Origin of the sequence: Vibrio sp. NC2, assembly GCF_025195005.1 — a bacterium.
In the GTDB taxonomy this organism is placed as follows: domain Bacteria; phylum Pseudomonadota; class Gammaproteobacteria; order Enterobacterales; family Vibrionaceae; genus Vibrio; species Vibrio splendidus.
In genome coordinates, this window is record NZ_JANVFC010000007.1 from 179,137 (window position 1) to 205,055 (window position 25,919).

Sequence of the window (25,919 nt, forward strand, 5' to 3'; positions counted from 1 at the left end):
AATCAAGGGCCGCTTTTTAGCGGCTCTTTTTTTGGGATGTACCGTCCTAAATATGGTTGACACACTTCCAACATGAAATTGGAGAGTGTCATGAAAACAACAAGTAGACGTACTCAACGAGATTATTCTCTTGCTTTTAAATTGGCAGTCGTAAGCCAAGTTGAAAAAGGCGAAATGACTTATAAGCAAGCTCAAGAACGTTATGGGATCCAAGGTCGCTCTACCGTTTTAGTTTGGCTTCGCAAACATGGTCAACTAGATTGGTCTAAAGGAATAGAACAATCGAGAGCGTTAGGAGCGACTATGTCAAACTCTTCCTCAACTCAAACCCCAGAGCAACGAATCAAAGAACTCGAGCAGCAATTAGAAGAGACTCAGCTCAAAGCTGAGTTCTTTGAAGCGGTTGTAAAAGTCATGGATCGAGATTTCGGTGTCCGAATCTCAAAGAAGCGCAAGGCCGAGTTATTAAGGAAAAAACGGTCAGAAAGTTGACCGTCACTAAAGCTTGTCACTTCATAGGTATTACACGACAAGCTTTCTACAAGCGCTGTGTTGCAGAAATTCATCAGACAAAGAAAGATGAATCAGTACTCGGTTTTGTGAAGGATCAAAGGATGATGCACCCTCGTATAGGGACTCGTAAGATCAAGTATTTACTTGCTCAGAACGATATTGAAATCGGGCGAGACCGCTTATTCTCTCTGCTGAGAATGAATCGATTATTAGTGCAGAATCGAAGGGCTTATCATCGAACCATTGTCAGTTAGTGTAAAAACTCATACATATCCTGTTGATGTGTATTTGCATTACCTATAGTTATCTATAAGAAGCTGCCTAGAGTGCTTCATTACATTTATAGTTACTAACTTTCTTAATTTACTTTTATATCCTTTGCTTACGGAAGAACAATTAAAAAGAGGCTCTACATGTAGAGCCTCTTTTCATATCAGTAATATATTGATCGTTATACTCGCTTTGGCTGAAGATCTTTTTCTTCAACTTCTTTTATGTCGAAGCGTTGCTTCAACTCTTTCTCGATGCTTTCTAAACTACGATTTGCCGTTTCAGGAAGAATTTTTACCGCAAACCAAATCTGACTAAGAAGGATAATCGCGAACATGATGAACAATGCCGATGTTCCAAATGATTCTCTAAAAGCTGGTGTAAATGAGTTCAAGATAACACCTTGAATCCAGATTGCTGCCGTTGTTATTGAGACCGCACGGCCACGGACTGAAGTTGGTAAAATCTCAGCTGAAATCGTGAACTTCAGAGGACCTAAACCTAGTGCTGTGAAGGCAACAAAGAACGCCATTAATCCAACAATCAACATCGGTGGAGTATCCGGTCTGTCGAAGAATATCGCTAGGCCGATAAGACAAACGAAACAACCAAGCGCAGAAGTTATCAGCATTTTTCTGCGGCCTACTTTATCAATGAATACCATTGAAAGTGAGGTGAAGATGACACTTACTAGACAAATCCAACCAAATCCGCCAAGTGCTGACCCCTGACTTCCCATAATTTCTTCTAGCATGACTGGACCGTAGTACATAACAACAGTCACACCAGACCATTCAGACCAGATTGCCAGTAGTACACCCGTCATCAAGCCAAAGCGCATTACAGGATTTTTGACTAATTGTTTGTACGATCCTGCTTTTTCAGAGCGAATTACCTGTCGACATTCAATGATAGCTTCTTCCGCTTCGCCTTTAGTTAGGAGCTTTTTAAGAATGTTAGCTGCTTCTCTCTCTCTCGATTTAGATATCAACCAACGAGGGGACTCTGGAAAAAATACGACCAAAGCAAGGAAGATGACTGCCGGCAGAAACTCAACAGAGAACATGCCACGCCAGTTTTCAGTAATAAAGAAGTGATCAAGGTAATGACCTGTGACAACGGCAGATTGGCTGTAATTAACAATGAGTGTGTTGGTAACAACCGAACACGTTAAACCGATAACGATGGCAACTTGAAATAGGTTGCTTAGTTTTCCTCTATGTCTTGCTGGAGAAACTTCTGCAATGTACATCGGGCAAACTACAGTTGCGATACCAATACCAAAGCCACCGATGATACGAGCCCAGATCAGTAAGTTGAATGAGTCTGCGTACATACAACCAAGCACCGATACGATAGCTAATAAAGCACCTAGCATCAGAGGTTTTTTACGCCCAGCATAGTCCGCAATAGGGCCAGCAATTATACTACCAAATAGGCAGCCAACGAGCGCTGAAGATACATACCAGCCCTGTTGTAAGGACGATAACTCGAACTGTTGTGTGATTTGTGTAATCGTACCGCCAATAACTATAGTGTCCATTCCAAATAGGAATCCACCAATCGTTGCCGCGGCGCAAATGAATGTCAAAAAGAACATTTTCTTATTACTTTCACTAAGAATCATTTGATCTCTCCATGAGAATTGTAGGGTACATGGGACGCTGTTCTAGTGCGTCTGGATTACGTAGTCTGCGTTTGATTCGTATTGTTTTATTTTTAACGCATTGACTAGATCCACGCGCTCGGTTTTATCGAGCGCCTCTTGTTTCGACTTTCCACCAGCCAGATGTCTTGATATTAATCGCTCTCTGAGTACTTCTTCACTTGCTGTGAGAAAGATCTTCAAGTCAATTAAATCACTGACTGGTCGCCAGTCTTCGTCGGTTGAGTAGATGTAATTGCCTTCGAGTAAAATAATTTGAGTGTCTGGCTCAATTAAAAAACCTTCAACAATTGGATCGTGTAACTCACGACAGTATTTCGGCCAGAAGAATGCGTCAGTGTTTGGCTTCACCGCTTTGGAAAGCAAATGTGCCAATGAGGTTACATCAAATGTTTCGATGCTACCTTTGACTGACGTCAGTCCTTTCTCTTTCAGTACCGAGTTGGGGTAGTGAAAGCCGTCCATTGGACACAGTTGGGCTTTAAACCCTAACTGTGACAGTCCAGATAGTAGGGATTCAGACAACGTTGATTTACCCGTCGCTGGTGCACCAGAGATACCGATGACAAGAATCTGTTTCCCAGACTCTTGGTAGGTGTTGGCGACCAGTTGAGGAACGCTTGCAATGTCATCACCCGTTAGCGAATATGTTTTAGCCATGATCTGGTTCCTAATTCGGTACATGATAATGCCGCTATGTGACTGGCTTTCTTTAGAGAGTCACGGAAATCTTGACTCTCTGAGTAGTAGTGACAAAAAGCTCCATGGAAAATATCCCCGGCACCTAGCGTATCGATAGCGTCAACTTTAGGTGCAGGGATTACCCCGCTACCTGACTCATCACTATAAAAAACACCTTTGTCGCCCAGCGTCATTGCCCACTTTTTGATCCCGTATTGGTCGCAAAGTGCCTGCATTTTATCTTTGTCACCATTGGTGAATTCCTCTGAAACAATAGGAATAGTACAGAGAGATAAAAACTGTTCGCTGTGCGATTTCCAAGTACCAGCGTCTAACACAATATCCCCAGTAAACTCAGCCAAAGCTTGCACGTTTGCGCTAACAAACGGATGCTCATATTGATCAAGTAATACGAGCTTTGCATTATCTAGCCACTTAGGGTCTAAACTCATCACCTTTTCGCAATCAGGCTGACTGGCGTTAACGATGAGCCTAGATGCAGTTTGCTTTGCAGAGATAATGTTCGATAGTGGTAGCTGGTATTCATCGTCTAAACTTAAATCCACAACCGAAATTTCGTGTTCATTAAGCTCTGCTGTCACTATCGATTTATAGAGGTGCTCTTTACCTAAACATGTCCAAAGGTGTACATCAGAGCCTAATGAGTTGCATGCAATGGCAGCATTGAGTGCAGACCCACCACCACCAATAAAATCAGCAATCGCATTCACCTTTTGATCAGGATCAGGCATCACTTCAACAAAGCTCATCAAATCAATCGTGCTTCTGCCTATAAATACACAATTTCCCATACGTAGAACTCCTTTGAATTACAGCTCACCGCTGGCGTAGCGTGCAGCCATATCATCCATAGAAATTGGTGTAATCTTGTCACCGTGACCAGCACAACCAAATCGTTCAAATCGGTTTAAACAAAGTGTCGTTAGTTCATCCATTCCTGCTAATAGGAACTTACGAGGATCAAACTCTTGCGGATTTTTCATCGCTAATTCTCGGAAGCGACCAGACATCGCCATACGGCAATCAGTATCGATATTTACCTTGCGAACACCATGTTTGATACCGCGCTCAATTTCTTCGATTGGCACACCATATGTTTGAGGCATTTCACCGCCATTCTCATTGATCATATCTTGAAGGTATTGAGGAACCGATGAAGCACCATGCATAACTAGGTGAGTCGTTGGGAGCTTCGAGTGAATTTCTTCGATTACGTTCATCGCTAAGATATCGCCATCAGGTTTGCGAGTGAACTTGTAAGCACCATGGCTTGTGCCACAAGCGATCGCTAATGCGTCAACCTTTGTTCTTTTAACAAAATCAACGGCTTGATCTGGGTCTGTTAGCAGCTGGCTCTTTTCAAGGATACCAACAGCACCAACGCCATCTTCAGCTTCAGCTTCACCGGTTTCTAAAGAGCCAATACAACCTAACTCACCTTCAACTGAAGCACCAACCCAGTGCGCTGATTGAGCGATACGAGAAGTAATATCTACATTGTAGTCGTAGCTGCTTGGTGTTGATGCATCACGCTCCAATGAGCCATCCATCATGACCGATGTAAAGCCGTGGCGAATTGCTGACAGACATGTTTCTTCGCTATTGCCATGATCTTGATGAAGAACGATTGGTGTTTTCGGGAACATTTCAGCAAGTGCACAAACCATCTTGTAAAGCATCACATCACCTGCGTAGCTTTTACGAGCATTGATACTCGCCTGTAGGATGACACCTGAATTACATTTTGCTGCAGCGCGAACAATGGCAAGTCCTTGCTCCATGTTGCTGATGTTGAAAGCTGGAACTGCATAACCATTTTCTGCTGCGTGATCCAGTAGTTGTCTTAGTGTAACGATAGCCATTTTCTTCTCCAATTGAGGTTTAATTGTTTCTTGCAATTAAATCTATTTCATTTAATTGCAGCTGGCAATTAAATGAAATGTAGAATGTGAAAAGGATCGTGTTTTTGTTTTGAGGATCGTTATTTGAGTTGGATAAAAAGGACTTTTTTTCATGGAATACTTTTTGAGGAACAAAAAAGCCCAGCAATAAGCTGGGCTAAAAAGAAGAAGGGGGAAGCTGAATCAGTTATTCGGCAACACTTTTCATACCGAATGTTTTTAGTGTCTCAATTCTAGCATTGCCGTTCTTAGCGTATACATAGAGACCTGCACTGTCTTCATCAGAGAAGATGTTATTGGTCATCACAGTACGACCTCCATCGGTAAAGACTTCCACAGAAATACTGTCCATAAAGATACGGATGTTTGCTCGATCTTTACTCGCACACTCTAGTGGGCATGTTCTACGTAAGGCTGAACGACTGCCCGATTGAGTACGATCAAAGGCCAGTTCGCCTTTCTTTAAATCCAACTCAATCAGTGTTTTCTGCTCACCTTTACTGCGAATTTCAAATACAATGCTATCACAGTCGCTTGCGGCTAGATCGATGTCAGCAATGATTTCACAGTGAACATTATCACCTGCTTCAAATGCGAATTTTTCACCATCGTTTAACTTGAGTTCAGTATGCCTTTTTGGTGAATGACGCAATTTTTCAACTTCTTGTACTGGTGTGAATTTCAGTTTTCCGTCATGACATAAAGATACTTCACGAGCCAGAGAGATGCTCCCATACCAACCAAGTTCACTGGTGTCGTAAGTTCCATCACACCATGGCATGAACGGCCATGAACCAATCCATGCTTGGATTAGAGTACGCCCATTTTCATCATCGAATACTTGTGGTGCATAGTAGTCAAAGCCCCAATCTAATGAGCCCATTGTTGACCAATGGAATTTGCCTGTTTGGTAATCAAGGTCACCAACAAGGTAGACCACCTGACGTTGCTGCATACCCATAGGTGAATACATGAGTACGTGCTTGTCACCCAATTTGAAAATATTTGGACACTCAAGCATTGTGCCTAATTCACCCATACTCTCTACACAGTACCCTACGAATTCCCAATCGGTTAAGTTTTCCGAGCGGTGTAGACATACTTTACCGAAACCGTTGGTCTCGTAGTTTGATGGGTTAATTAGATCGCTCACGCCATCTGTAACACCCGTCACCATGTACCATGACCCATCGTGTTTCCAAACCTTTGGATCGCGGAAGTCATGCAGGTTAATTCCCTCTGGCGGATCAGATAAGATTGGATTACCGTCGTACTTGTCAAAGTTAATGCCATCAGTCGATGTTGCCATGCATTGAACTTGGCGAGCTTGAGCACACCCAGTGTAGAAAAGTGTCATCACACCATCATTGTTCACAGCACTACCAGTAAAAATACCTCCGCCATCCCAGCCGTCATATTCTTCACTTGGTGCTAAAGCTTCTGGCAGTGTTTCCCAGTGAATGAGATCTTCGCTGACTGCGTGTCCCCAGTGCATGGTTCCCCACTTGCCAGTGAAAGGATGGTGTTGATAGAAAAGGTGATATTTACCCTGATATTGAATCAATCCATGCGGGTCATTAATCCAGCCTACCGGTGCTTGGTAATGGTAATGCTCACGCCAATGGTGCTGCTTAACCGTATCTTTATGCTCAGCGATGTATTCTTCAACTTGATCAATAATTGCCTGATGCTTCTTCTTATCGAATACCACAAGGACCTCCAATGTTATCGAAATATATTTAATTGCAACCTGCAATCAAATATATTTCATTTAATTGCAGCTAACAAATATAGTATGATGAACTTGAGATTGCGCTCACATAAGTAAAGTAGGCTCAATTTCTAACTATATGATTTTATTGAATCTTAACTTTTTCTATATATTGTGTAGATCCATTGGAACGTTATTGCAGATCAAATTGGTCGGGAGAACTATGAATAAGCCTATGAGAAGCGGACTGGGCGTTTCGTTAGATGATGTACAAAATCATAATAAGCGCGTCATTCTCAATGCACTTCACAATAGTGGTAGTTGCTCCAGAAAAGAGATCAGCCAATTGGTTGGACTTGACCAAGCGACGGTGACGAGAGCGATAAAACCTTTAATAGAACAAGGGCTTATTGTTGAAACGGGTGTGCGAAAAGCGGCACGTGGTCGAAGCTCTATCTATCTGGGGTTCAATACCCAACATCTACGAATTGTGTCCGTTCGAATACAGCGTACTAACTTCTCAATTGATACCTACGATCTCAATGGTGTTTCGCTAACCAACGTAGTCAAACCCATTAATACTGATAATAGCCCAGAAGAGCTGATCGAGTATTTGACTAAGCAAGTGAGTGATGTTTTAAAAGAGCAGGAATGTGATATTTTGGGGGTTGCAGTGGCGATGCCTGGTCCATTCTTAGAGCAAGATAATAAAATAATGCTGATGACTGACGCTAAAAATTGGCAAGATATTGATTTCATTTCCCACATGCGAAAACAATTTCCAGACTATCCAATTTATGCTGGCCATGATGCAAAACTGGCAGCACTCGCGGTTTGGCGCCAGCTACAAAGCACTTATGAAGCAAGCGTTTTACTGTATGTCTCTCTTGGGCAGGGTGTAGGTTCGGGCTTAGTGATTGAAGGGCAGGTTTATCACGGCAGTTTAGGTACTGCCGGGGAGATTGGCCACACATCGATCAATTTTCAAGGGCCGCAATGTAAGTGTGGCAATCTAGGTTGCCTTGAGCTGTATACCTCGACGACGGCTTTAGTGGAACGCTACAAGCAAGAGGCGTCATTAGTATCCGCGGACTTTGAAATGGTAGTTAATGCATTTCATGACAGAGAATCTACTGCGATAAACGCAGTTGATTACTTAGCTAAGTGCTTGGCATATGGCTTAGTGAATAACATTAACCAATTAAACCCTGATTTAGTGGTGATTGGTGATGAAATGACGCAATTAGGGGCTGATTTCTTAAGTCGTGTAAAGGAATACACATTTCGTTTATTACTTCCGGATCTAGCAAGCAATATCGAACTGGTTCTTGATGAGAGTGATGAAGATTTGGTTCATAAAGGTAACTATCACAACGTGATGTCAAATGAGCTACTTCTGCCTTTGGCACACTTAGGAATAAAGGCGTCTAAGAGCTGTTAATATGCAGTTATATATTAAGACTTTGCCATACGTTACATAATTCATTAGTTACTAAATTAGCAATAGCGCTAACTCACTTTTGTCCAAAAGTGAGTTATAGCTGAAGCTAGAGCAACTTTTAAATGATAGGGAGGTGAGGCCTCCCTCCCTAGTGACTTACTCAGATATATCTGAGAAATTAACCCTCTACATTGGTCATTTTGTGTATTTCTGGCTCTTGAGCTAATGCGGTTTTATAAAACTCAAATATCGGTGTGATATATGGCTGGGCATAGTGTTCTTCTAGGGCAGCTTGGTCCACCCAGTTTTCAACCAAGATCAGCTGATCTTTCGCTTGGTTTTCATATAGCTCAAAACGCAAGCAACCCGCTTCTTCTCGAGTAGCAGTTAAAATGCCTTCAGCTTTTTGTTTGCACTCTGCATAAAATTCACTTTTTGGGGTAATAAAAGCCACAACACTAAGCATTGTTTTTCTCCTTTTGGGGTGTAAATTGACGCATCAATTTTTGGGTCAATACCATGATTGGTTTATTCAACAAGTAGGCCGCTGCAAACGAAGCAGGCCAAGCATTAATAAAGGCAAAGCCCCATCGGTTGATGAAATCTTCTGGTAAACCGAGATTGATGTAAGTGACCCACGCGGACACCATACTTGACATCGCGCATGAGAACAGAGCAGTGAAAAAAAATTTTGTCATAGCGCTTCCTCCTGTCTGTATACTGTATGGATATATCGTATCGTCGGCCATACGAGCTTTAGAACACTAAGATTGCGGAAAACCTTATGCTGGATGATTTTTTATTATTTGTTGAAGTAGCCCGTCGAGGCAGTTATTCAAAAGCGGCACGAGACTTAACAACTACCGCGCCTACCTTGTCCAAACGCATCTTATTGTTAGAAGAGAGATTAGGTGAGTCACTATTTATTCGCTCCTCTAGGGGAGTCAAACTCACTAGCTTTGGCAAAGGGTTATTTGAGCAGCTTGGCGAGACCACCCTAAATCTTCATCAGGCCGTGACTGAAAGCTCGAAAAGTGAAGCGGTTTCCTTCGTCTTACATTGCCCGCAAAACTTAATCATTGGCCAACTATACCCAGCGCTTGAAGCCTTTCTGCTAGAAAAAAGTCATGTGGATGTCGTTATTGAGCCTGCCAACACAAATGTGCTGCTTAGCCAAACTTCTTTTGATTTAGCCATACGTAGTGGAGAGCAAAGAGACTCGTCTTTTTACCAGAAAAAGTTAGCCAGCATTGCCGTATGCCTTGTCTCAAGACGAGACTGCAAAAGCCGAGAGCGACTCATTATGCCGTACTCTAAGACGCAAATTTCAGGGCAAGACTTGCTAAGTATCGAGCGGCAATACTCTAAGGTTTCTCGGGTCAACGACATTACCTTGGTACGTAAACTGGTCGCGTCAGGCATGGGTGTAGGCCTATTGCCTATGACAGAGATCGCCGATTTGTATAGTGAGATGTCCGGGCACGTTCAATACGACTCTGAGATACTTTTTACTCGGCCTATGTATGCCTTGTGGGCGAATAAACCAAAGCCTTCGTCACTGTCCCAAGATCTGATCACATGTATCGAGAGCTGTGTTCAAAACACTCCTGCTTTACAAGGGCGCATGGTTGATTTGACGTGATTGGGTTGGCTGCTACGGGAAGGTAATTTCTCCATATATCAACGATTGTTGGTGAGGTGATAATAAACCGACCGAGCCAAGGTTATTTGTCTTTATAGACCGCATCATACTGTTTTCCCTACAAAACTTAATATCAAGTTCATGGATAATTTACTTACCATCTTTAATCGAAGTAGATGGTGTCAAGGTTGTTGCAATAGACGAATTTGGGGGCGATAGATATTAAGCTGGAGAAAATATTGATATCCGTTTATCAGTCGGCCTCCACTATGAAGACGAAGAATGGGAGTCAATATTTTCAGGTAACCCCGAAGCCAAGAAAGAGCTAAAACATCATTGGGGCTGGCGCTATCGGGCATCGTGACAAGCATAGATCCTGAGGTAATAGTTGATGTGGGTATTGCACATCTATCAGCACCTATCGAGACTAGTGATCCAAGAGTGGTAGGAGAAAGCATTGCATTTACCATCGATAGACTTGATGCGCACAGCAGTTAGCAAGGCGCTGCTGTTGGACAACTTTTCCATACTCCAATTAATCCGTTACATTCTAATTTAGTAATGTAGCTAACAAACTTTTGTCCATTTCCTTCCAATTACAATCGTGATGACCAAATTAAAAAGGAGGTCATCATGGTAGTTTTCAACAAAACGAAACGAAGTGGCGTCAAAAAGCCTTTTCGGCTTGAGGAAATTTGGCGGATCAGAACCAGATTAGAAATTGAAAATAATTTGATGCAGCTTGCGTTGCTCAACTTAGCTATTGATAGCAAACTTAGAGCAAGTGATTTGCTCGTTCTCAGAGTTTGCGATGTATCTTCGCAAGATAGGATATTTAACCGCGTTAAGCATATCCAGCGCAAAACAGATATTGAAGTTCAATTTGAGATAACGACAAGAACTCAACAGAGTCTAATGAAATGGATTTTGATGGCTTCGCTACATGACAGCAATTTTATTTTCCCAAGCCAAAGGCGAAAGCAACAACCGATTAGCTATTCGTACTATCGATACTTAGTGAGGAGATGGGCTTCTAATCTGGGGTTGGATCCTAACTTGTATGGCACTCACTCGATGAGGCGAACAAAAGCGACGTTAGTCTACGCAAAAACGAAAAATATCCGAGCGGTGCAGCTACTACTTGGTCATACCAAGGTAGATAATACAATCCGCTATCTTGGGGTTGAATTAGAAGATGCATTGTTGCTTTCAGAAGGTACTGAGTGTTAATCGAAAAGGAACCTAAATACTTAGGTGTTTCAATTGCTATTACGCTGAAAGTTGTTACCCATTCACCGCTACACTTGATTATTTTCAATACGTTAAGTGCAAATACTACTAATCTGTCCAAGGTTTAGAGGACCTTGAACAGATTAGGTATACACAAGCTTAAATTAAACGTTGGAACGCGCGATTTTCTTCTTTGATTTATAGGCTTTCATTGAAATTTTTAAAGCAAGCTGTTTTTGTTTAATTGAAATGAGTTGTCTAGTTACGACCTTATGGTGTAACTCTGTGATAAAGTTTTTTTCCCAAGGCGTAAGGCGGTCAAACCTCAATAAAATAGTGTCATTGAGTACATTGAACAACTCGTATTGGCTTTTATCCATTCGACTGCTAAGCATTCAATTAGAGCACTTAGCTAGAGAAATGACGTTAAGGCTTTCTACTTTCTCATTTTTTCCTAAGGTAATGATTCGATAAGATATCCCACTCTCTAATAGTGGTCTTATTTCGATGCTGTCACAAAAACTAACGGCGACTTTTTCTACTAAGCGGTCCATATTCAAAGTTTTCTTTTTTACGAAAACAAGAGTGACACTATCGCCTTCTGACTGTGCATTTACGAGTGTGATTGAGCCTAACTCTTGTGGAAGTTGGCTTGAAATAACTGTCGCTCTATAATCGGCAAGTCCATTAGATTTTATTGGGCTTATCTGACAACCGTTAAGCATGACACTGACGAAGAGAATTACAGTTGTTCGTAGCATTATGCGCTCCTTCTTCCTTTCTTCTCCATTTAGGTGGCTTAAAATATTTATGGATATAACGTGAAGACATAGAAGATAAGAGCGCACTGTAATCTAAACTGAATGTGACTTTTTCCCCTACAAATAGTGGTTTCTGTGAGGATTCAAGGACAAGATGATCACTGGTTGAAGACATGATCTTAATCCCATTCGGAGCCTTAAGCCCGCTGACACAAACATCTTGGCGGCCTAATGCTAGAATAGCTTGTGAGACCTCCCCTCTATCTTGAAGGTTTTCTTTTTCACCAAAAGCATTTAACCCCCGACTCCCCCAAGGCAAAGTCGGTTTAGTCTTGGATTCAATCACTTCAGCGGTCAAAGAAACCGCATCCGTATGTAAGCCTTTGATATTTTCGTGCTCTAAAGGCTCACAGCCTAAAAAAATTGCTTCTCCTATACGAAGGTTATTGACTCGAGTTAAGCCTGTTCTCTGAAGAGCCCAGTTAACTGAAGCAGAATTACCCCCTGAAATAATTTCTAGACTGACCCCAAATGTAGCTTCAATTCCATCGGCAAGCTCAGAAAGAATACTCATATTTTGATCATCTGGAGCGACACCATACCGACAGGCTAAATTCGTACCAATTCCTTTTATCGTGATGTTTGGTAAAGAAATAATCTCTCGGATAAAATCAATCACGCGATTTGGCATCACACCTTCTCTGAGATCGCCAAGCTCAACCATAATAATGATACCGTGACAGCAATTTTGTTGTTCTGCTGCATGTGAAAGCCTCTGAATCACTTCAACTTCAGAGTTTAAACTCATATCACTGTATTTTATTACGCTCGCCACTTGACTGAGCATGGGTGTACGTATCAGCATTTTAGGGATAGCAATGCCAGATTCAGTCATCTTTTGAAGATTTTCGATTCTTGAATCGGCTAACATTGTTGCGCCAGCATCAATAAGAACTTGTGCGATGATAGGGTGGCCGAGGAAGGCTTTTGTTACAGGCGTAACGGATATATTTTTCAGTGAGAGCTGAGAAATCAGGAACTGAGCGTTATGATGAACTTTCCCACAATCGATGTCTAACCTAGGGTAGTTCACCCTTTTTCGGCCAGTTTACTTGCTATTATAGGAAAGGCTGACGTTACGATGTGCAGTAGATGTTCAACAGGCTGTGACAAGACATCAGTAACCGGTAAACCAAATTCGGTAGTGTAAGTGTCTATCGCACAACGTGTTTCATCCAACGACATATCTTCATGATTCAGTGTTAGTCCAATAACATTGGTATTAGAAAACGTTTCGATAAGATTGATTTCTGAGGCAATCGAAGGCATTGGGCAATCAGGAAAATCACTACGATATAAACGTTTAGGGGCATGTTGCAGTATCACACCCGTTGGACAACTGCCACGTAAGATAAAAGCGCTGGTTGAAAACGCAGGGTGACTCAAGGCTCCTTGCCCTTCAATAATAATCAGATCCGGATTTTCTTTTTCATAGGCCTGTACAATGACAGATTCCAACTCACCGGCACAAAATTGTGAAGGAACAGCATCGAGTGCAACGCAGTATTGTGCGCCCTGCATAATGCCTGTTTGACCAGTGGCAATCAGAACGACGTTAAGGCCTTTTTTAGTCAGTTCATTCGCCAATATTGTTGCTGTTGTTCGTTTTCCTAGCGCGCAATCCGTCCCCATTACAGCAATTCTCGGACATTTAACGTTGTGTATTTTCCCGCTAAACGTTTTCAGATCGCCTTTATTTTTGGGTTTGCGAGTATCGAATATTCGAACGTTATTCTTTAAGCTGGCTTCTAAAAATAGAGGATCATCGGTTAGGAATTCATGTAAGCCATTTACGATGTTCATTCCTAGTGACATGGCATTTAAAATGATGCTTTTATCTAAGTCAGATAAAAAACCACTTGATGGCGCAATGCCAAAAATGAAGTAATCGGGAATGCTTTCTGCGTGAATGATAGCTTCTTCAGCATTAGCAAGGATAGGTATTCCATTGGCTTTGTTATCAAGAACTTCACCAGCATCTAAGCCAGCAGACTCACTATCAATAACCGATAGAATACGATAGCTTAACGAATGCCTCACTAACCCGTTAGCGGTTTTACCATCAACTTTACCAAAATTACCTTCGCAATATATAATCGCAGAAGGGATGACAGGATTTACTTTTTGAGCAAGTGGTAACCAAGGTGCGAAATGGGGTACGTCGTTGTTGATTTCTACATTTTCAATTCTAGTGAGTTTGAAGATGTTTCTTAACTTTTGAGTTGAAATGGACATAATTAAAGCCTGCGGTGAGGCTTAGGAGGGCAACTAAGGAGTGCCGAGATGCGAGTTCGGAAAAGAAAAGAAGTCCCCACTAAGCGGTAGGGATAACAACCAAGGTAACACACTCACCAGACTTTTGTTGGTTATTATTCATACGCTTTCTAAGTCTATCATTTTCAGGCTTCACCCATACTAACGTGACTGATTAGAGATCTAAGACTCATTGTTCAACGTCGCCGTAGCAACCTCTCAGCTTTAAGGTTTCAAGATACTTTTTCTAATATCAGTTAAGTGAATTAGAGTTTTGAGTTTAACGCGTTTTTGTCCAGAAATGTGTTTGAGGTGCCCTGTAATTTCGGACAGTTAAACCTCAAGTCTCTTCTACGTCTCATCATTCGAAGGAAACAGTGCTCGTTTCGCTTCTTCATCACGTTCAGTTTTAAATTCAACGCAAAAAGCCTCTGATGGTATGTCAGAGGCTTGATGGTGTTCATTGTGTAGGGAAGGCTAGGGAGCCTTGATGATTACCCTATTAGAAGCGGAATTCAGCGCTTAGTGCGTAGCTGTTGTCTACGATTTTTGCTTCGTACATTGTGTATTCCAGTGCAACACGAACAGGACCTAGAGTAACACCCGTACCCACACCGTAGTAAATGTCGTCTGTATCACCTAGGTTACTTTGGAAGTGACCGATGCCTAGACGACCGTATACGTCAAAAATCGTAATAGGTAGTGTTAGTTTTGTACTTGCTAACCATGCATCTGAATAAATGTGTTCGAAGTCTTTGTGTGTATCGACAAAATCCGCGTATCCAGCTTCAACCGATAGTAGGTCATTAATCTGGTAGCCTAAGTAAAGGCTGTAGCCGCTATTCTCATCACTGAAATCTGTATTGTCGCTTTCAGCTTGGTACTCAGAATATAGGTAGCTAGCACCAATATATGGGTCAGCGCTTGCTTGAGTTACGAAGAAGATAGCAGCGATAGGAAGAATAAATTTGTTCAGTTTCATGGTTTAAAGCTCTTAATATAAAGGTTAACTAATGTTCCCTAATCCTTCAGCGGGTGATGTGTCTACATCAATTCTTATGTCCTTATTGCAAGTGACTACAGGGAACGTTATGCCTTTCTCTCGTTTGCATGTCGCCCCTCACTTGCGGTGTGGAGCTATCATGCAGATTTTGTAATTCACTGACATAACGTAAAGCTCACCAGTTCATAAAATTTCATAACTTCAATATCAAGAAAATATAAAGTTAATTATTACAGCTAGTTAGGCTCCATTTTAATTGAGAAAATTTTAAGGCAACTCGTATTAATTTTTTCTTGTTCTGGGTTTTCACGATAACCGCCGTGAATTTTATGGAAATGCCTCTGAATGATGTCGGCTGAAACGAAAATTGTGAAAAATCACACACAACAGGTCGAAATTATCAGCAAAATCATTGGATTGCAGCTATGTTTAGACGATAAGAAGAGCCATAAAGAGTGAGTGAACGTGAATGCTTGAGAAAAACATCAGTTTTATCGTAGATGAGTGGCAGTTTATGCCTAACGAAGGGCAGATTCAGTTTGCTGATTCGTGTATTACGATTGATAACCGCCTCACTAAATTGCTTGAGTTCTTATGTTTGAACCCGGGTTTGACTCATACGCGTGATGAGTTAATTGAGGAGGTTTGGAATGGCAGTGTATTAACTGATCAAGTTGTCACTCAGGCGGTATTTGAACTACGAAAAGTTCTGAAAACACACAGTAAAAGGACAAGTAGTTATATTGTTACCGTTCCAAAGCGTGGCTACCGATTTGATGGTGAAGTGAAAGTTGAGAAAGTAGAGCTCCAAAAACCTGATTTCCTAAAACCAGCTTCCCAAAAACCTGCTCTCCAAAAAACTGAGCAGCTTGATGTTAATGAACGCCAAGCAACGCTTGAAACCCAAGAGTTTGTCGAAAGAGAAGGTCGGGAAGAGAGATATGTAAAGCCATCAGAAAATTCTCCAAGAAGTAGAAAGCTGCATTACATACTGGCGCTTTTGGCGGTTGTCATTGTTTTACAATCATCATATATGTGGTTTTCTCAGAACAAACAAAGCCCTTCGCAAGCAAGTTCGACTCACTCATTAAGTCATTATGAATTTCGTTATGTTGTATTGAATGTAACGGAAGAGGTTAAGGCACAGCCAGAGCTCTATGGGATCGTAATTAAGCTGATTGAACATATTGGTTTTTATAGCAATATCAGAGTGGTTAAGTCTGATGAGCATAAGAAGTTGGCCGCGATTGAGTTTAATATCTCTACGGCGAAAAGCAGTGACGGGAAGAAAACACGGCTATTGGTGAAGTATGTCAACCGAGCGTCGGGAGGCGTGCATTTAAATCGTCGTTATTCCACCAACTTTGCTCGTTTCCATGAGACGTTTCCAGCGATGATCGACGATCTATTGCGTGCTATGTATATCGATGTACCTGAAGAAGAGTTACAGCGCAATATTTCTGTGTTCCCACAGGATAAAGAGTCGGTTAAGGCGTTGATGTCTGCGACTGGGGTTTCTTATAGCACCGTGGATTTTGATATGGCGCTTAAGCATTTTCGAGAGGCCAGAGCGCTGGCTCCAGATAACGCTTATGCTATTTCAGTGAGTTACATAAGTGAAGTGCTGGCGGTTTTCTCTAAAGATGAGGAAAATATTCAACCTAGAATTAAGGCGTTGAACGAGCAATATTCCTCATCTTTGTCTGCCATTCTTAAGCGAGGAAACAATCCTCGTGTTTGTGAAGCGAACGCAATATTAGCGCTGTCTCAAAGTGATCCTGATAAGGCGTTACAGATTTTGTTGTCGATTCCTTACAATCAACATACCCCTCTGACTTATCTGTTAATGGCTAAAGCAGAAGAGGCGCGTGGCCATATCACGGGTGCCAAAGAGTTGTATCTGCAAGCGACACAAAATACCTCTTCACCGATTGCATTGACGCTAGCCGGTCCGTTGTTCTTTGACAGTAATTTAGACAAACTGATTGAACAACTTCAGGGCGTCAAACTCGATGTTGACGGTAAATAGTGAAAGTTAAAAGCAGATAAAAGCGGTAGCACTAGAATTAGCAGCCGCACTGGAAATAGCAATCGCACTAGATACAGCAATCAAAAGCTAACTAACGCGTTTCGTTTCTCTACTACATGATAAGGCCTCGGTTACCGAGGCCTTTCTGTACGCGGAGAGTTCTTCTTTAAGACCTTAGTTACGCTTTTCTGCAACAGCAGAGAATTTGGGTAAGCAATTAAGTTACCGCTTGGGTGCTTGATTAGGGTATGAAACATCTTAATCTCAAGGATTTTTCCTTCGATATCATCCCCATCTGCAACAATTATTGAATCGCCAATTCGGTAAGGGAATACGAAGAAGATCAGAAAGCTCGCGGTGATATTACTCAGAATTGACCATTGGGCGATGAAGGCGACACCAAAAACCGTCACCAAGGACGAGATGAAAATGGTGAAGTTCCCATAGCCAATTCCACTGACGATGATATAGGTCGCAAACAGCAGTATGAACGAGAAAATGTTGAAGCAGCGAATGATGAACATTGTTCGTGTCGATGCGACAGACTTTACCTGTGCAAGGTTGATAACGGTTGTCGAAATAAAGCGCTTGAGAAGCCAATAGGCAAGAACAAATACAAGGGCAAGCAACAAGTCATATTGCTTTAGTGTATTAAAAATATGGACTAGAAAGTTCGGCATAACGACCTCTATTGTGATGAGCCGTTATTGTGCATAGTTGTTTGAATGTGCGCATCATCAAACGATTATCGTTTTATAATATGAGAAATGAATAGAAGTCTTTTTTGATTTCAACAAACCTGGTCGTTATGGGTCCGAGTGACAAGTTATTGATAAATATTACTTTATCTTTTGTTTATATTTTTATAACTGATATGTAAGCCTTCTGTGATGTCTGATGTCATTCAATTTGTAGAATAAGCGCCCCTTTGTTCATCATCGAGTTAGTCATGACAATCATAGTTATAAAGTTAGTGTTTATTTATATCCATAAAAGGCGAAAAACCAAGCAGTCAAAGCCGTTAGAAATGAGGTTCTTTTAAGATGCTGACCTTACTCATTACTCAATTTGTTATTTTCTGGACAGTGGTTGGTCGTATTCGCGCAACGTCTGTTTCTACACGCTTGAAATCGAGAATCGGTACTGCTTCTAAAGGCTTTAAAGGAAATAGATAAGAATTGCTTTATAACAGGCGAACTTGATTGAAGGATGAGCCTAACTCACCATTCAAGCTCAGTTTTGACAATACGGCTCAGCACGGAACTGAGCTTCGTATTCATGTTCTGAACGCTTAACTGGTGAGTGTCGGTAATAGAGTTCTTGTTACTGTTCTTGTTGCTATTATTGCTATTCAGCGAAGTTAGACGGGAATAACGCTCTAAGCGCCTCTTCATCACGTTCGGTTTTAAACTCAATGCCTTTGCCGATTTCGCGGGCGCGGAGTGCAGCAGGGCGAGTGTTGATTGCATCGAACCAGCGCTTCAAATTCGGGTAAGGTTCTAGGCCTTCTTCACCAAGCACAACCGGTGCTTTATCAATCCAACCCCATGCCGCGACATCGACGATGGTGTACTCATTTCCGACGAAAAACTCACGGCCTTCCATATGTTTCTCTAACACTTCGTAGTGACGTTGCGCTTCGCGTAGATAACGATTTACCGCGTAATCTAAGCCTGCTGGCGCAGCATGACGGAAGTGTACTGCTTGGCCAGAGTATGGACCAAGTCCGCTGGCGATAAACATCATCCAAGATAATAGTTCAGCTCTGTCTTCTGGCTGACCAGCTAGCTTGCCTGTTTTCTCAGATAGGTACAGCAGGATAGCGTTAGAGTCGAATACACGTTGTCCTTCGTCTTCAATCGCAGGCGTTTTGCCATTTGGATTGATTAAGCGATATTCCGGTGAATGCTGCTCACCCTTTAAGGTATCGACAGGAACAAGTTCAAAATCTAGGCCTGTCTCTTCCAAAAACAGAGCGATCTTCATTGGGTTTGGTGTTTGGTGAAAATAGAACTTAAGCATGGGGTAACTCCTTGTATTGGTCATTTATTAAAGCATCACTTGAACGATCGTTCAATGATTGATTTTTGAATTTTCTGTGAATTGACTGATTTGATATCACACTCTGTGCTTTTTGAACTTGGTTGAGCAAACGTGAATGAGCGTCGACTTGTAGAGAGATAGCGTTTTAAGTTGCTGAAATAATGAACATAAAATGCACATTTAAGTTTGATGTTGAGCTTCGAAACTTACGGATTTAGATGGAATAGGCAGGTGGGATTCGAAGTTAAATATTCCAAAGTAATCAAGGGAGTTCCTCATAACTCGAAGCTATCTGGATATTTGAGCCTACTCTGGCGCATAAAGTCGTGATCTGCAGCCACATCTTATGCAACAAATGAATATAAACCTTGGAGAATAAGGTTTGGTTCACGGTTTTTTAATCTTGGCGGCTTACATTGGTGAGCAAATCTGATGTGAACACTTAACGACACAGGATCTTTCCATGAAAAAGAACATTATCGCCCTCGCTCTTGGTGGCATGCTCGCTTTTGGCGCAACACCTTACTCTTTTGCTGCTAACGATGGCGCTGTACAGGCTTCTGCGGATTACGCGCAGTTGGTGACTAAGCGACAAGTTGTCGACCAACTACTTCTTGATGCGTTGCAGGCGTTTAAGTCTCCGGCAAGAATTTCACACGCGGGCTTCACGGCTAAAATGCCAAGCAACATGGAAATTGTGACCAACCGATTGTTAGAAGCGTACCAGTTAGAACCTTACCGTACCGATTTGCTGATCTCGGCTGCGAACGCTCAGATCTACAACAAGAATGCAGAGCGCGCTATTAAGCTATTTGAACAAGCATTGACGGTTGCGCCAGACGATGTCGACCTTCATGCGTATCTAGCGGTTTGGCAGAGATTTGAAGGCAATGACGGTGAATCCAACAAGCACATGGAGAAACTGGAAAGCCTGAACAAGGGCAAAGCAGAAGACATCAAGCGTATTTTTGCTACGGTTGACCGCGTGTTAGAAACACCACTGAAAGAGTCGGCAGACAAAGGTTTATTGGATGACCACGGTGCCATCGTCACTTTGGGTTACGCGCTTAACCCTGATGGTTCTATGCATGAGATCTTGATTGAACGTCTTGAAACGACATTAGCAATGTCTAAAGCTAACCCAGACGCGATGATCGTGTTAACCGGCGGCGTGCCTAAGAACCACAAGACTGAAGGCAAGTTAATGGCGGATTGGCTTATCTCAAAAGGGGTAAGCAAAGATCGTATCATTGAAGAGAACTACGCGACCAGCACGGTGGGCAATGCCTTGTTCAGTAGCTATGCGCTTGCTCGTCATGATATTAAACATGCGACCATTATTAGCTCAGCAAGCCATGTTCGTCGTGGTCAAACTCTGTTTGAGATCGCGAGCTGGCAAACGGGTCCTCAGGGCATTACCTTCGATACGGTTTCTTACCCAGACAAGCCGCTAGAAGATCTTAAGAAAGCGAGCAGTGGTGAGCTATTAGGTATCTACCGTGATGCTCTAAGAACTTATGGCATGTGGAGCTACCGTTCTTACCCATTGGAATCTCGTTAAGCCCAAGCATTATTTGCGTTTGGGAAAAGCACAGTTCGCGTTAAACCAAAGCTTCACTTGTTAGTACAATCGAGCACAGCTAGATGATATGCTGTGCTCCTATTTAATTTAGTGTTTCAAAGGCAAAAAAATGAACCCGATTTTAGCAATGTTGAAAGAGAACAATATCAGCGACGAGCAGATCAGCGAGATTTTCAAGACGTTGACAGAGAACCCTCTTGCAGCAATGGCGACAATCAGCCAACTTGGTTTACCTCAAGATAAACTTCAAATGCTGATGGGTCAGGTAATGCAAAACCCTGCGCTAATCAAAGAAGCAGTTGAAGAGCTCGGCCTAGATTTTTCTAAGGTTGAAGCGGCTAAAGAGCAACTTCAAAAATAATCGAGTGTGATCTAGCGATTGAGATCATGAGCGATAGCCGGTTTGGCTAACGGTTCTTGGCAGCGCTAATTAGACTCTAATAAAAAGCCGTTTGAGCATTGTGATTGATGCTTGAGCGGCTTTTTTGATCGCCATTAGAATGGGTTAGGGTACTAACAAATGCCAACTCGATGTGACTCACTTGTTCAAATCATGTACTTTCGTGCTTTAACTCGTTCTGAACCGATCTACTCTGGCGTTGCTCATGAAATCTAGCTTAAGCATTCGATCTTACACCAAGCAATTTAATACTCATGCTCATGATGACCATCATCAATTGGTATTGCCGATCCAAGGCAGTATCAATATCGAAATGGTGGGGTATGTAGGCAAAGTGGCCGTGGGAGAATGTGTGGTGATTCCGGTAACCACAGCGCATGCGTTTAAGGCGGATGAAGCAGCGCGGTTTATTGTCGCGGATATGGCGGAGTTGCCGCAGCACTTGTTAGAGCATGAGCTCTCGGTTTTCACGATCACACCACCTTTGATGAGCTTCTTGCTGTTTGTTGAGAAGCAGTTGGAGTATCAGGTCGATAGTGGTATTGAGTCATCAATCGTGGAGGTGTTTTCACTGCTGTTAGAGCAACAACAAGTGAGTAAGAGCATCGACCCAAGAATCCGGGCGGTACAAAGGTTGATAGCGGATAACTACACCCAGCCGTTATCCATTCCACAACTTGCAGAAACGGCCTGTTTGAGTCCCACTCAATTCAAAAAACGCTTCAAAGAGTGCTTGGGCATCAGTGCGCTTAAATACATCACTCGCTATCGTATGGAGAAAGCCCAAGCCTTGTTAACTCATACCGATTTACCGGTTCAATTGATTGCTGAAAATGTGGGCTATAGTGATGTGTCTGCTTTCAGTCGTCGCTTCTCTCAGCACTTTGGCATGTCTCCAAGGGCGTTTCTAGGCTCAATGAAAGACAGTCTTTAGAAACAACAATAGCGTCCTTTCGGCAAACTAACTTTTATCAATCTTCACTATTATCTATTTCAGAACTGAAAATTGGGTAATAGAAATGAATCTTGCCATCAATCGCGTTAACGAATTCCAAACGGGCACTTTAGCCATCTTGTTTGCTTCTATTTTATGGGGCACGACAGGCACCGCTGCAAGCTTTGCTCCTGATCTAAGCCCATTAGCAATTGGTGCTTTCTCTATGGGCGTCGGTGGCCTAATGCAAGCCGGCTTGGCGTATCGAAAAATCCTATTCGCTTTCGATAAACTTTTGCAGAACAAGAAGCTGCTGACAGTGAGCGCTTTGGCTTTGGCGGTCTATCCTTTAGCTTTCTATTCTTCAATGAAATTATCAGGCGTAGCGGTTGGTACCGTGGTTTCGATTGCAACCGCACCTTTCTTTTCGGCACTGTTAGAGTGTCTGATTAGCAAAAAGAATAATATCAACAAACGTTGGCTCACTAGCTTTTCGATTGGTGTGGTAGGTATTGGGTTGTTGGTGTTTTCAGAATCTTCATCGACGAATGAATCCGGTGATGATCTCAAGCTGTTAGGTATTGCTTTAGGTCTGGTCGCTGGGTTGTGTTACGCCATTTATTCTTGGGCGACAAAAGCACTGATAGATAAAGGGATTAAGTCACAAGCGGCGATGGGCAGTATTTTTGGCCTCGGCGCGATGCTGTTGCTGCCGACGCTCTGGTTTACGGGTGAGAACCTGTTTTCCTCGCAGATTAACGTATTAGTCATCAGTTATCTGACGTTAATCCCACAATGCTTGGGCTATGTCTCCTTCAGTTTTGGTTTACGCCATGTGACCGCGAGCAGTGCCAATCTGCTGACTCTGTTTGAACCAGTAGTCGCAGCGGTGCTTGCCGTCTGCGTTGTCGGTGAGCTGATTCCTTTTATAGGTTGGCTAGGTATGTTTCTGATTGTGCTGTGCTTGTTGATACAGTCGAAGCCAGCTAAAGGAACGCTATAAGTATTTGTTTTGTAGTGCCTAATTGAAATTTATTCATGCGTAATTCTTATAATTGAATAAAATCAGTATCTCAGTTGTGAGAGTGCTGTTACTATCGCTATCAATAGTCGGGGGGCATATACCTTATTTGGTGTTTGCTGAGATCGTTAGTCGAGACCCGTTGAACCTGATTCAGTTAACACTGGCGTAGGGAACTATAAGCACTCGATCTACGTCTGCACTCATGAAGACTGTTCATGAATCTATTGCGACTTCTCCTTCGATCGGTGTTCGTTCTCCTACGTCTTGTAAGATAGTAGGAGCGACAATGACACACAGTTCTATTTCAAAAGATTTAACGCCAAAAGCCTCAACATTACAGCACTCTGCCGAAGACACGATTCGCACGAACACTCCGATTGTTTTAACTATCGCGGGTTCTGACAGTGGCGGCGGTGCGGGTATCCAAGCGGATATTAAAGCTATGTCTGCGACAGGTAGTTTCGCTTGTTCGGTAATTACCGCTATCACTTCCCAGAACACTCAAGGCGTGTCAGCCATTTTCCCTATTCCACTCGACCATGTTGCTAGCCAGTTAGATGCGGTTTTCACTGATCTGAATATCGTGGCAGTAAAAGTCGGCATGTTGGCTGATTCTCAAATCATCAAAGTCGTCGCGGACAAAATCAAACAATACCAACCTAAACACTTAGTGATTGACCCTGTAATGGTCGCGACAAGTGGTGACCTGCTGTTAGAAAACTCGGCTATCACGACGCTAAAGCAAGAGTTGATTCCGCTGGCAGACATCATTACTCCTAACTTGCCAGAAGGTGCGGCGCTAACAGGCAAGCCGGTACCTGAAAGCGAAGCTGAAATGCAGGGCATGATTGAAGATTTACGCGCACTAGGTGCTAAAGCCGTTCTTCTCAAAGGCGGTCATTTAGAGAAAGATGAAAACAGTAACGATCTACTGATTCTCCCGACGACGTCTGCCTTGATTAGCGCGAAGCGTTTCCCGACTAAAAACACCCACGGCACGGGCTGTACGCTTTCATCTGCCATTGCTTCTTTCTTGGCTCAGGGCAACACGCTCTCAGACGCTGTTGACCTAGGCAAACAATACATTTCTCAGGCGATTGCTCACGCTGATGAGTTACAAGTCGGTCAAGGTCATGGCCCGGTAAATCACTTCTTCCCTGGACACGGTAATGTTCGTTAATACCGTTGGTGTTCAGCTCAGCAATGCCTCCTTACGTTATAACGACAGTGAGCACGCGACCTTATCTGGGTTGTCGCTTAGCTTAAACGCAGGTAAGTGGACGGTATTGCTGGGTCGAAGTGGTTGCGGAAAAACCACGGTATTGCGTTATCTGGCAGGCTTGCTGGACGATAAGGTGGAGTGTCAGGGCACATTGGCAACGTCTGATGAATTGCCTTTAACGGATCGCATCGCTTACATGGCGCAGCAGGATTTGTTATTGCCGTGGCTATCGGTCATCGACAATGTTTGCCTGAGTCATCGTTTTCAAAATCCAGCTTCTGATAAAGCCCTGCAAACCAATCAAGCACTCGAGTTGTTAGCTGCGGTTGGTTTGGCTGATTACGCGAATGCGATGCCGGATCAATTGTCTGGTGGTATGCGTCAGCGTGTTGCTTTGGCTCGAACCTTAATGCAAGACAAGCCAGTGGTGCTGATGGATGAACCGTTCTCTGCGCTGGATGCGGTAACAAGACACAAGCTGCAAAGTTTAGCGTGTGAACTGCTAAAAGGTAAAACCGTTGTGTTGATCACCCATGATCCACAAGAAGCGGTGCGTTTGGCGGACAATTTGTATGTGTTGAAAGGCACCCCTGCGAACGCTCAGTCTTTATCTGTGCCCAACACGGCCACACCAAGAGTGTTAGATGGTGAATGTGCTGAGTTACAACAAGCGATCTTAGATCAGTTGGAGCGTGACTATGAATGATCTAACGCGAAGCGAAGCTGTGGCTCGTTCAACCGACATACAGGCTAGCACTGAACGTCCTCGCCAGATGAATCCCGTTATGCGTTTGCTTATCAGCAGTGCTGTGATTCTCGGTTTGTGGCAAATGGTGGTCGTTATCTTCGAGATGCCGAGCTTCATTCTGCCAGCGCCTGCAGAAGTCTTTATTAAGCTAATCGAACGTTACGATGTGTTACTCAAACATACATGGGTGACTGCGCAAGAGATCTTACTTGGCTTGCTACTCGGTTTGTCGATGGGGCTATTTTTCGCCCTGCAGATGTTGATGTTCGAACCACTAAAACGCTGGCTGTTACCTATCTTAATCGCTAGTCAAGCGATCCCTGTGTTTGCGATTGCGCCAGTATTGATGCTGTGGCTTGGTTATGGCATCGCCTCAAAAGTGGTGATGGCGGCGATCATTATCTTCTTCCCTGTGACCACATGTTGCTACGACGGCTTACGTAATACACCGACAGGCTATCTCGATCTTGCCAAAACGATGGGCGCATCGAAATGGCAATTACTGCGTTATATCCAACTGCCTGCTGCGCTGCCAACATTAGCGTCTGGCATTCGTGTAGCGGTGGTTATTGCCCCAATTGGCGCGGTCGTCGGGGAGTGGGTGGGTTCGAGTGAAGGGTTAGGTTACCTAATGCTGCAGGCCAACGCGCGCATGATCATTGATGAGATGTTTGCCGCCTTGTTTATCTTGGCGGTGCTGTCTATCTCGCTCTACTTCATCACAGACAAGTTACTCAAAAAAGCTATCCCTTGGGAGAACCAGTAATGGTTCGATAACACTTGT

The 25,919-nt window shown here is 43.0% G+C and carries 26 protein-coding genes, 1 pseudogene and 1 riboswitch; of the genes and pseudogenes, 13 read left to right on the forward strand and 14 right to left on the reverse strand.

The annotated features are described in order from the left end of the window. Positions 1–90 precede the first annotated feature (90 nt). Positions 91–755, forward strand: a pseudogene (locus NX845_RS12025) (IS3 family transposase); the annotation flags it as partial. 209 nt (positions 756–964) lie between these two features. On the opposite strand, the gene NX845_RS12030 reads toward NX845_RS12025, so the two are convergent. The 5 genes from NX845_RS12030 to NX845_RS12050 all read right to left on the reverse strand — a co-directional run bounded on the left by NX845_RS12030 (position 965) and on the right by NX845_RS12050 (position 6,763). Further along, a complete protein-coding gene (locus NX845_RS12030) occupies positions 965–2,410 on the reverse strand; it encodes a sugar porter family MFS transporter (protein ID WP_065681690.1) in 1,446 nt (481 codons plus the stop codon). Positions 2,411–2,452: 42 nt separating this feature from the next. Then, the gene (locus tag NX845_RS12035; RefSeq protein ID WP_065681691.1) at positions 2,453–3,109 is read right to left on the reverse strand and encodes a hypothetical protein; all 657 of its coding nucleotides are present in this window, start codon (positions 3,107–3,109) and stop codon (positions 2,453–2,455) included. Further along, the gene (locus NX845_RS12040) at positions 3,088–3,942 is read right to left on the reverse strand and encodes a PfkB family carbohydrate kinase (protein WP_017091816.1); all 855 of its coding nucleotides are present in this window, start codon (positions 3,940–3,942) and stop codon (positions 3,088–3,090) included. Before NX845_RS12040 ends, NX845_RS12035 begins: the two co-directional genes overlap by 22 nt. A gap of 18 nt (positions 3,943–3,960) precedes the next feature. Continuing rightward, positions 3,961–5,013, reverse strand: coding sequence for a class II fructose-bisphosphate aldolase (gene fba, locus NX845_RS12045; protein WP_004732628.1), 1,053 nt, complete (start codon positions 5,011–5,013; stop codon positions 3,961–3,963). A 226-nt stretch (positions 5,014–5,239) separates the two neighbouring features. Next, positions 5,240–6,763: a glycoside hydrolase family 32 protein gene (locus tag NX845_RS12050; protein WP_004732627.1), complete on the reverse strand. Its 1,524-nt coding sequence runs from the start codon at positions 6,761–6,763 to the stop codon at positions 5,240–5,242. 223 nt (positions 6,764–6,986) lie between these two features. On the opposite strand from NX845_RS12050, the gene NX845_RS12055 reads away from it, so the two are divergent. Then, positions 6,987–8,204: an ROK family transcriptional regulator gene (locus NX845_RS12055; protein WP_017091817.1), complete on the forward strand. Its 1,218-nt coding sequence runs from the start codon at positions 6,987–6,989 to the stop codon at positions 8,202–8,204. A 178-nt stretch (positions 8,205–8,382) separates the two neighbouring features. On the opposite strand, the gene NX845_RS12060 is transcribed toward NX845_RS12055, so the two are convergent. After that, positions 8,383–8,670 carry a putative quinol monooxygenase gene (locus tag NX845_RS12060; RefSeq protein WP_017092321.1) on the reverse strand — a complete coding sequence of 96 codons (288 nt, stop codon included), beginning with the start codon at positions 8,668–8,670 and terminating at the stop codon, positions 8,383–8,385. Beyond that, entirely contained in the window at positions 8,663–8,902 is a 240-nt protein-coding gene (locus NX845_RS12065; protein WP_065681692.1) for a DUF2798 domain-containing protein, read from the reverse strand. Before NX845_RS12065 ends, NX845_RS12060 begins: the two co-directional genes overlap by 8 nt. Positions 8,903–8,988: 86 nt before the next feature. Here NX845_RS12065 and NX845_RS12070 point away from each other — a divergent pair, with 86 nt between their 5' ends. Both NX845_RS12070 and NX845_RS12075 read left to right on the forward strand, forming a co-directional pair. Beyond that, positions 8,989–9,846, forward strand: a complete 858-nt coding sequence (locus NX845_RS12070; RefSeq protein ID WP_017092319.1) for a LysR family transcriptional regulator — start codon at positions 8,989–8,991, stop codon at positions 9,844–9,846. 633 nt (positions 9,847–10,479) lie between these two features. After that, positions 10,480–11,076 (forward strand): tyrosine-type recombinase/integrase, encoded by a 597-nt coding sequence (locus NX845_RS12075; protein WP_016792302.1) that lies wholly within the window; start codon positions 10,480–10,482, stop codon positions 11,074–11,076. Between the two features lie 164 nt (positions 11,077–11,240). Here NX845_RS12075 and NX845_RS12080 read toward each other — a convergent pair whose 3' ends face one another. The 5 genes from NX845_RS12080 to NX845_RS12100 form a co-directional block, all read right to left on the reverse strand. Beyond that, a complete protein-coding gene (locus NX845_RS12080) occupies positions 11,241–11,471 on the reverse strand; it encodes a hypothetical protein (RefSeq protein ID WP_016792303.1) in 231 nt (76 codons plus the stop codon). After that, the gene (gene gspS2, locus NX845_RS12085; RefSeq protein WP_016792304.1) at positions 11,472–11,837 is read right to left on the reverse strand and encodes a type II secretion system pilot lipoprotein GspS-beta; all 366 of its coding nucleotides are present in this window, start codon (positions 11,835–11,837) and stop codon (positions 11,472–11,474) included. After that, the gene (locus tag NX845_RS12090) at positions 11,794–12,930 is read right to left on the reverse strand and encodes an alanine/ornithine racemase family PLP-dependent enzyme (protein ID WP_017061827.1); all 1,137 of its coding nucleotides are present in this window, start codon (positions 12,928–12,930) and stop codon (positions 11,794–11,796) included. The genes gspS2 and NX845_RS12090 overlap by 44 nt, the downstream gene beginning before the upstream one ends. Continuing rightward, positions 12,927–14,132 carry a DUF1611 domain-containing protein gene (locus NX845_RS12095; RefSeq protein WP_065681693.1) on the reverse strand — a complete coding sequence of 402 codons (1,206 nt, stop codon included), beginning with the start codon at positions 14,130–14,132 and terminating at the stop codon, positions 12,927–12,929. Before NX845_RS12095 ends, NX845_RS12090 begins: the two co-directional genes overlap by 4 nt. A 520-nt stretch (positions 14,133–14,652) precedes the next feature. Beyond that, entirely contained in the window at positions 14,653–15,132 is a 480-nt protein-coding gene (locus NX845_RS12100; RefSeq protein ID WP_017094086.1) for a porin, read from the reverse strand. A 490-nt stretch (positions 15,133–15,622) separates the two neighbouring features. On the opposite strand from NX845_RS12100, the gene NX845_RS12105 reads away from it, so the two are divergent. Beyond that, on the forward strand, positions 15,623–17,182 hold the full coding sequence (locus NX845_RS12105; RefSeq protein ID WP_065681694.1) for a winged helix-turn-helix domain-containing protein: 1,560 nt from the start codon (positions 15,623–15,625) through the stop codon (positions 17,180–17,182). Positions 17,183–17,313: 131 nt separating this feature from the next. Here NX845_RS12105 and NX845_RS12110 read toward each other — a convergent pair whose 3' ends face one another. Next, positions 17,314–17,862 (reverse strand): mechanosensitive ion channel family protein, encoded by a 549-nt coding sequence (locus NX845_RS12110; protein WP_017094089.1) that lies wholly within the window; start codon positions 17,860–17,862, stop codon positions 17,314–17,316. 363 nt (positions 17,863–18,225) lie between these two features. Here NX845_RS12110 and NX845_RS12115 point away from each other — a divergent pair, with 363 nt between their 5' ends. Continuing rightward, positions 18,226–18,357 carry a hypothetical protein gene (locus tag NX845_RS12115; protein ID WP_260256846.1) on the forward strand — a complete coding sequence of 44 codons (132 nt, stop codon included), beginning with the start codon at positions 18,226–18,228 and terminating at the stop codon, positions 18,355–18,357. Positions 18,358–18,529: 172 nt separating this feature from the next. Here NX845_RS12115 and NX845_RS12120 read toward each other — a convergent pair whose 3' ends face one another. Then, on the reverse strand, positions 18,530–19,204 hold the full coding sequence (locus NX845_RS12120; protein WP_065681695.1) for a glutathione S-transferase family protein: 675 nt from the start codon (positions 19,202–19,204) through the stop codon (positions 18,530–18,532). A 484-nt stretch (positions 19,205–19,688) separates the two neighbouring features. On the opposite strand from NX845_RS12120, the gene NX845_RS12125 reads away from it, so the two are divergent. From NX845_RS12125 to NX845_RS12155, 7 genes are all read left to right on the forward strand, one after another. Beyond that, positions 19,689–20,786 carry a YdcF family protein gene (locus tag NX845_RS12125; RefSeq protein WP_108155441.1) on the forward strand — a complete coding sequence of 366 codons (1,098 nt, stop codon included), beginning with the start codon at positions 19,689–19,691 and terminating at the stop codon, positions 20,784–20,786. A 130-nt stretch (positions 20,787–20,916) separates the two neighbouring features. Next, positions 20,917–21,168: a DUF2999 family protein gene (locus NX845_RS12130; RefSeq protein WP_009844829.1), complete on the forward strand. Its 252-nt coding sequence runs from the start codon at positions 20,917–20,919 to the stop codon at positions 21,166–21,168. 244 nt (positions 21,169–21,412) lie between these two features. After that, entirely contained in the window at positions 21,413–22,141 is a 729-nt protein-coding gene (locus NX845_RS12135) for an AraC family transcriptional regulator (RefSeq protein WP_065681697.1), read from the forward strand. A gap of 85 nt (positions 22,142–22,226) precedes the next feature. After that, entirely contained in the window at positions 22,227–23,144 is a 918-nt protein-coding gene (locus NX845_RS12140) for a DMT family transporter (RefSeq protein WP_065681698.1), read from the forward strand. Positions 23,145–23,242: 98 nt separating this feature from the next. Beyond that, a riboswitch (TPP riboswitch) is annotated at positions 23,243–23,354 on the forward strand. A 97-nt stretch (positions 23,355–23,451) separates the two neighbouring features. Then, the gene (gene thiD, locus NX845_RS12145) at positions 23,452–24,345 is read left to right on the forward strand and encodes a bifunctional hydroxymethylpyrimidine kinase/phosphomethylpyrimidine kinase (protein WP_065681699.1); all 894 of its coding nucleotides are present in this window, start codon (positions 23,452–23,454) and stop codon (positions 24,343–24,345) included. Beyond that, complete coding sequence (locus NX845_RS12150) at positions 24,335–25,093, forward strand: ABC transporter ATP-binding protein (protein WP_065681700.1); 759 nt, start codon at positions 24,335–24,337, stop codon at positions 25,091–25,093. Before thiD ends, NX845_RS12150 begins: the two co-directional genes overlap by 11 nt. Beyond that, on the forward strand, positions 25,086–25,901 hold the full coding sequence (locus NX845_RS12155) for an ABC transporter permease (RefSeq protein WP_065681701.1): 816 nt from the start codon (positions 25,086–25,088) through the stop codon (positions 25,899–25,901). The genes NX845_RS12150 and NX845_RS12155 overlap by 8 nt, the downstream gene beginning before the upstream one ends. The last annotated feature ends 18 nt before the right edge of the window (positions 25,902–25,919 follow it).

Coding starts and splice junctions, on each gene's coding strand:
- NX845_RS12140 (WP_065681698.1), top strand. CDS start 22,227: ATGAATCTTGCCATCAATCGCGTTAACGAATTCCAAACGGGCACTTTA.
- NX845_RS12105 (WP_065681694.1), top strand. CDS start 15,623: ATGCTTGAGAAAAACATCAGTTTTATCGTAGATGAGTGGCAGTTTATG.
- NX845_RS12080 (WP_016792303.1), bottom strand. CDS start 11,471: ATGCTTAGCAGTCGAATGGATAAAAGCCAATACGAGTTGTTCAATGTA.
- NX845_RS12065 (WP_065681692.1), bottom strand. CDS start 8,902: ATGACAAAATTTTTTTTCACTGCTCTGTTCTCATGCGCGATGTCAAGT.
- NX845_RS12035 (WP_065681691.1), bottom strand. CDS start 3,109: ATGGCTAAAACATATTCGCTAACGGGTGATGACATTGCAAGCGTTCCT.
- NX845_RS12135 (WP_065681697.1), top strand. CDS start 21,413: ATGAAATCTAGCTTAAGCATTCGATCTTACACCAAGCAATTTAATACT.
- NX845_RS12115 (WP_260256846.1), top strand. CDS start 18,226: ATGCTGACCTTACTCATTACTCAATTTGTTATTTTCTGGACAGTGGTT.
- NX845_RS12155 (WP_065681701.1), top strand. CDS start 25,086: ATGAATGATCTAACGCGAAGCGAAGCTGTGGCTCGTTCAACCGACATA.
- NX845_RS12120 (WP_065681695.1), bottom strand. CDS start 19,204: ATGCTTAAGTTCTATTTTCACCAAACACCAAACCCAATGAAGATCGCT.
- NX845_RS12060 (WP_017092321.1), bottom strand. CDS start 8,670: ATGCTTAGTGTTGTGGCTTTTATTACCCCAAAAAGTGAATTTTATGCA.
- gspS2 (WP_016792304.1), bottom strand. CDS start 11,837: ATGCTACGAACAACTGTAATTCTCTTCGTCAGTGTCATGCTTAACGGT.
- NX845_RS12110 (WP_017094089.1), bottom strand. CDS start 17,862: ATGCCGAACTTTCTAGTCCATATTTTTAATACACTAAAGCAATATGAC.
- NX845_RS12150 (WP_065681700.1), top strand. CDS start 24,335: ATGTTCGTTAATACCGTTGGTGTTCAGCTCAGCAATGCCTCCTTACGT.
- NX845_RS12075 (WP_016792302.1), top strand. CDS start 10,480: ATGGTAGTTTTCAACAAAACGAAACGAAGTGGCGTCAAAAAGCCTTTT.
- NX845_RS12130 (WP_009844829.1), top strand. CDS start 20,917: ATGAACCCGATTTTAGCAATGTTGAAAGAGAACAATATCAGCGACGAG.
- NX845_RS12095 (WP_065681693.1), bottom strand. CDS start 14,132: ATGTCCATTTCAACTCAAAAGTTAAGAAACATCTTCAAACTCACTAGA.
- NX845_RS12100 (WP_017094086.1), bottom strand. CDS start 15,132: ATGAAACTGAACAAATTTATTCTTCCTATCGCTGCTATCTTCTTCGTA.
- NX845_RS12125 (WP_108155441.1), top strand. CDS start 19,689: ATGAAAAAGAACATTATCGCCCTCGCTCTTGGTGGCATGCTCGCTTTT.
- thiD (WP_065681699.1), top strand. CDS start 23,452: ATGACACACAGTTCTATTTCAAAAGATTTAACGCCAAAAGCCTCAACA.
- NX845_RS12070 (WP_017092319.1), top strand. CDS start 8,989: ATGCTGGATGATTTTTTATTATTTGTTGAAGTAGCCCGTCGAGGCAGT.
- fba (WP_004732628.1), bottom strand. CDS start 5,013: ATGGCTATCGTTACACTAAGACAACTACTGGATCACGCAGCAGAAAAT.
- NX845_RS12040 (WP_017091816.1), bottom strand. CDS start 3,942: ATGGGAAATTGTGTATTTATAGGCAGAAGCACGATTGATTTGATGAGC.
- NX845_RS12030 (WP_065681690.1), bottom strand. CDS start 2,410: ATGATTCTTAGTGAAAGTAATAAGAAAATGTTCTTTTTGACATTCATT.
- NX845_RS12055 (WP_017091817.1), top strand. CDS start 6,987: ATGAATAAGCCTATGAGAAGCGGACTGGGCGTTTCGTTAGATGATGTA.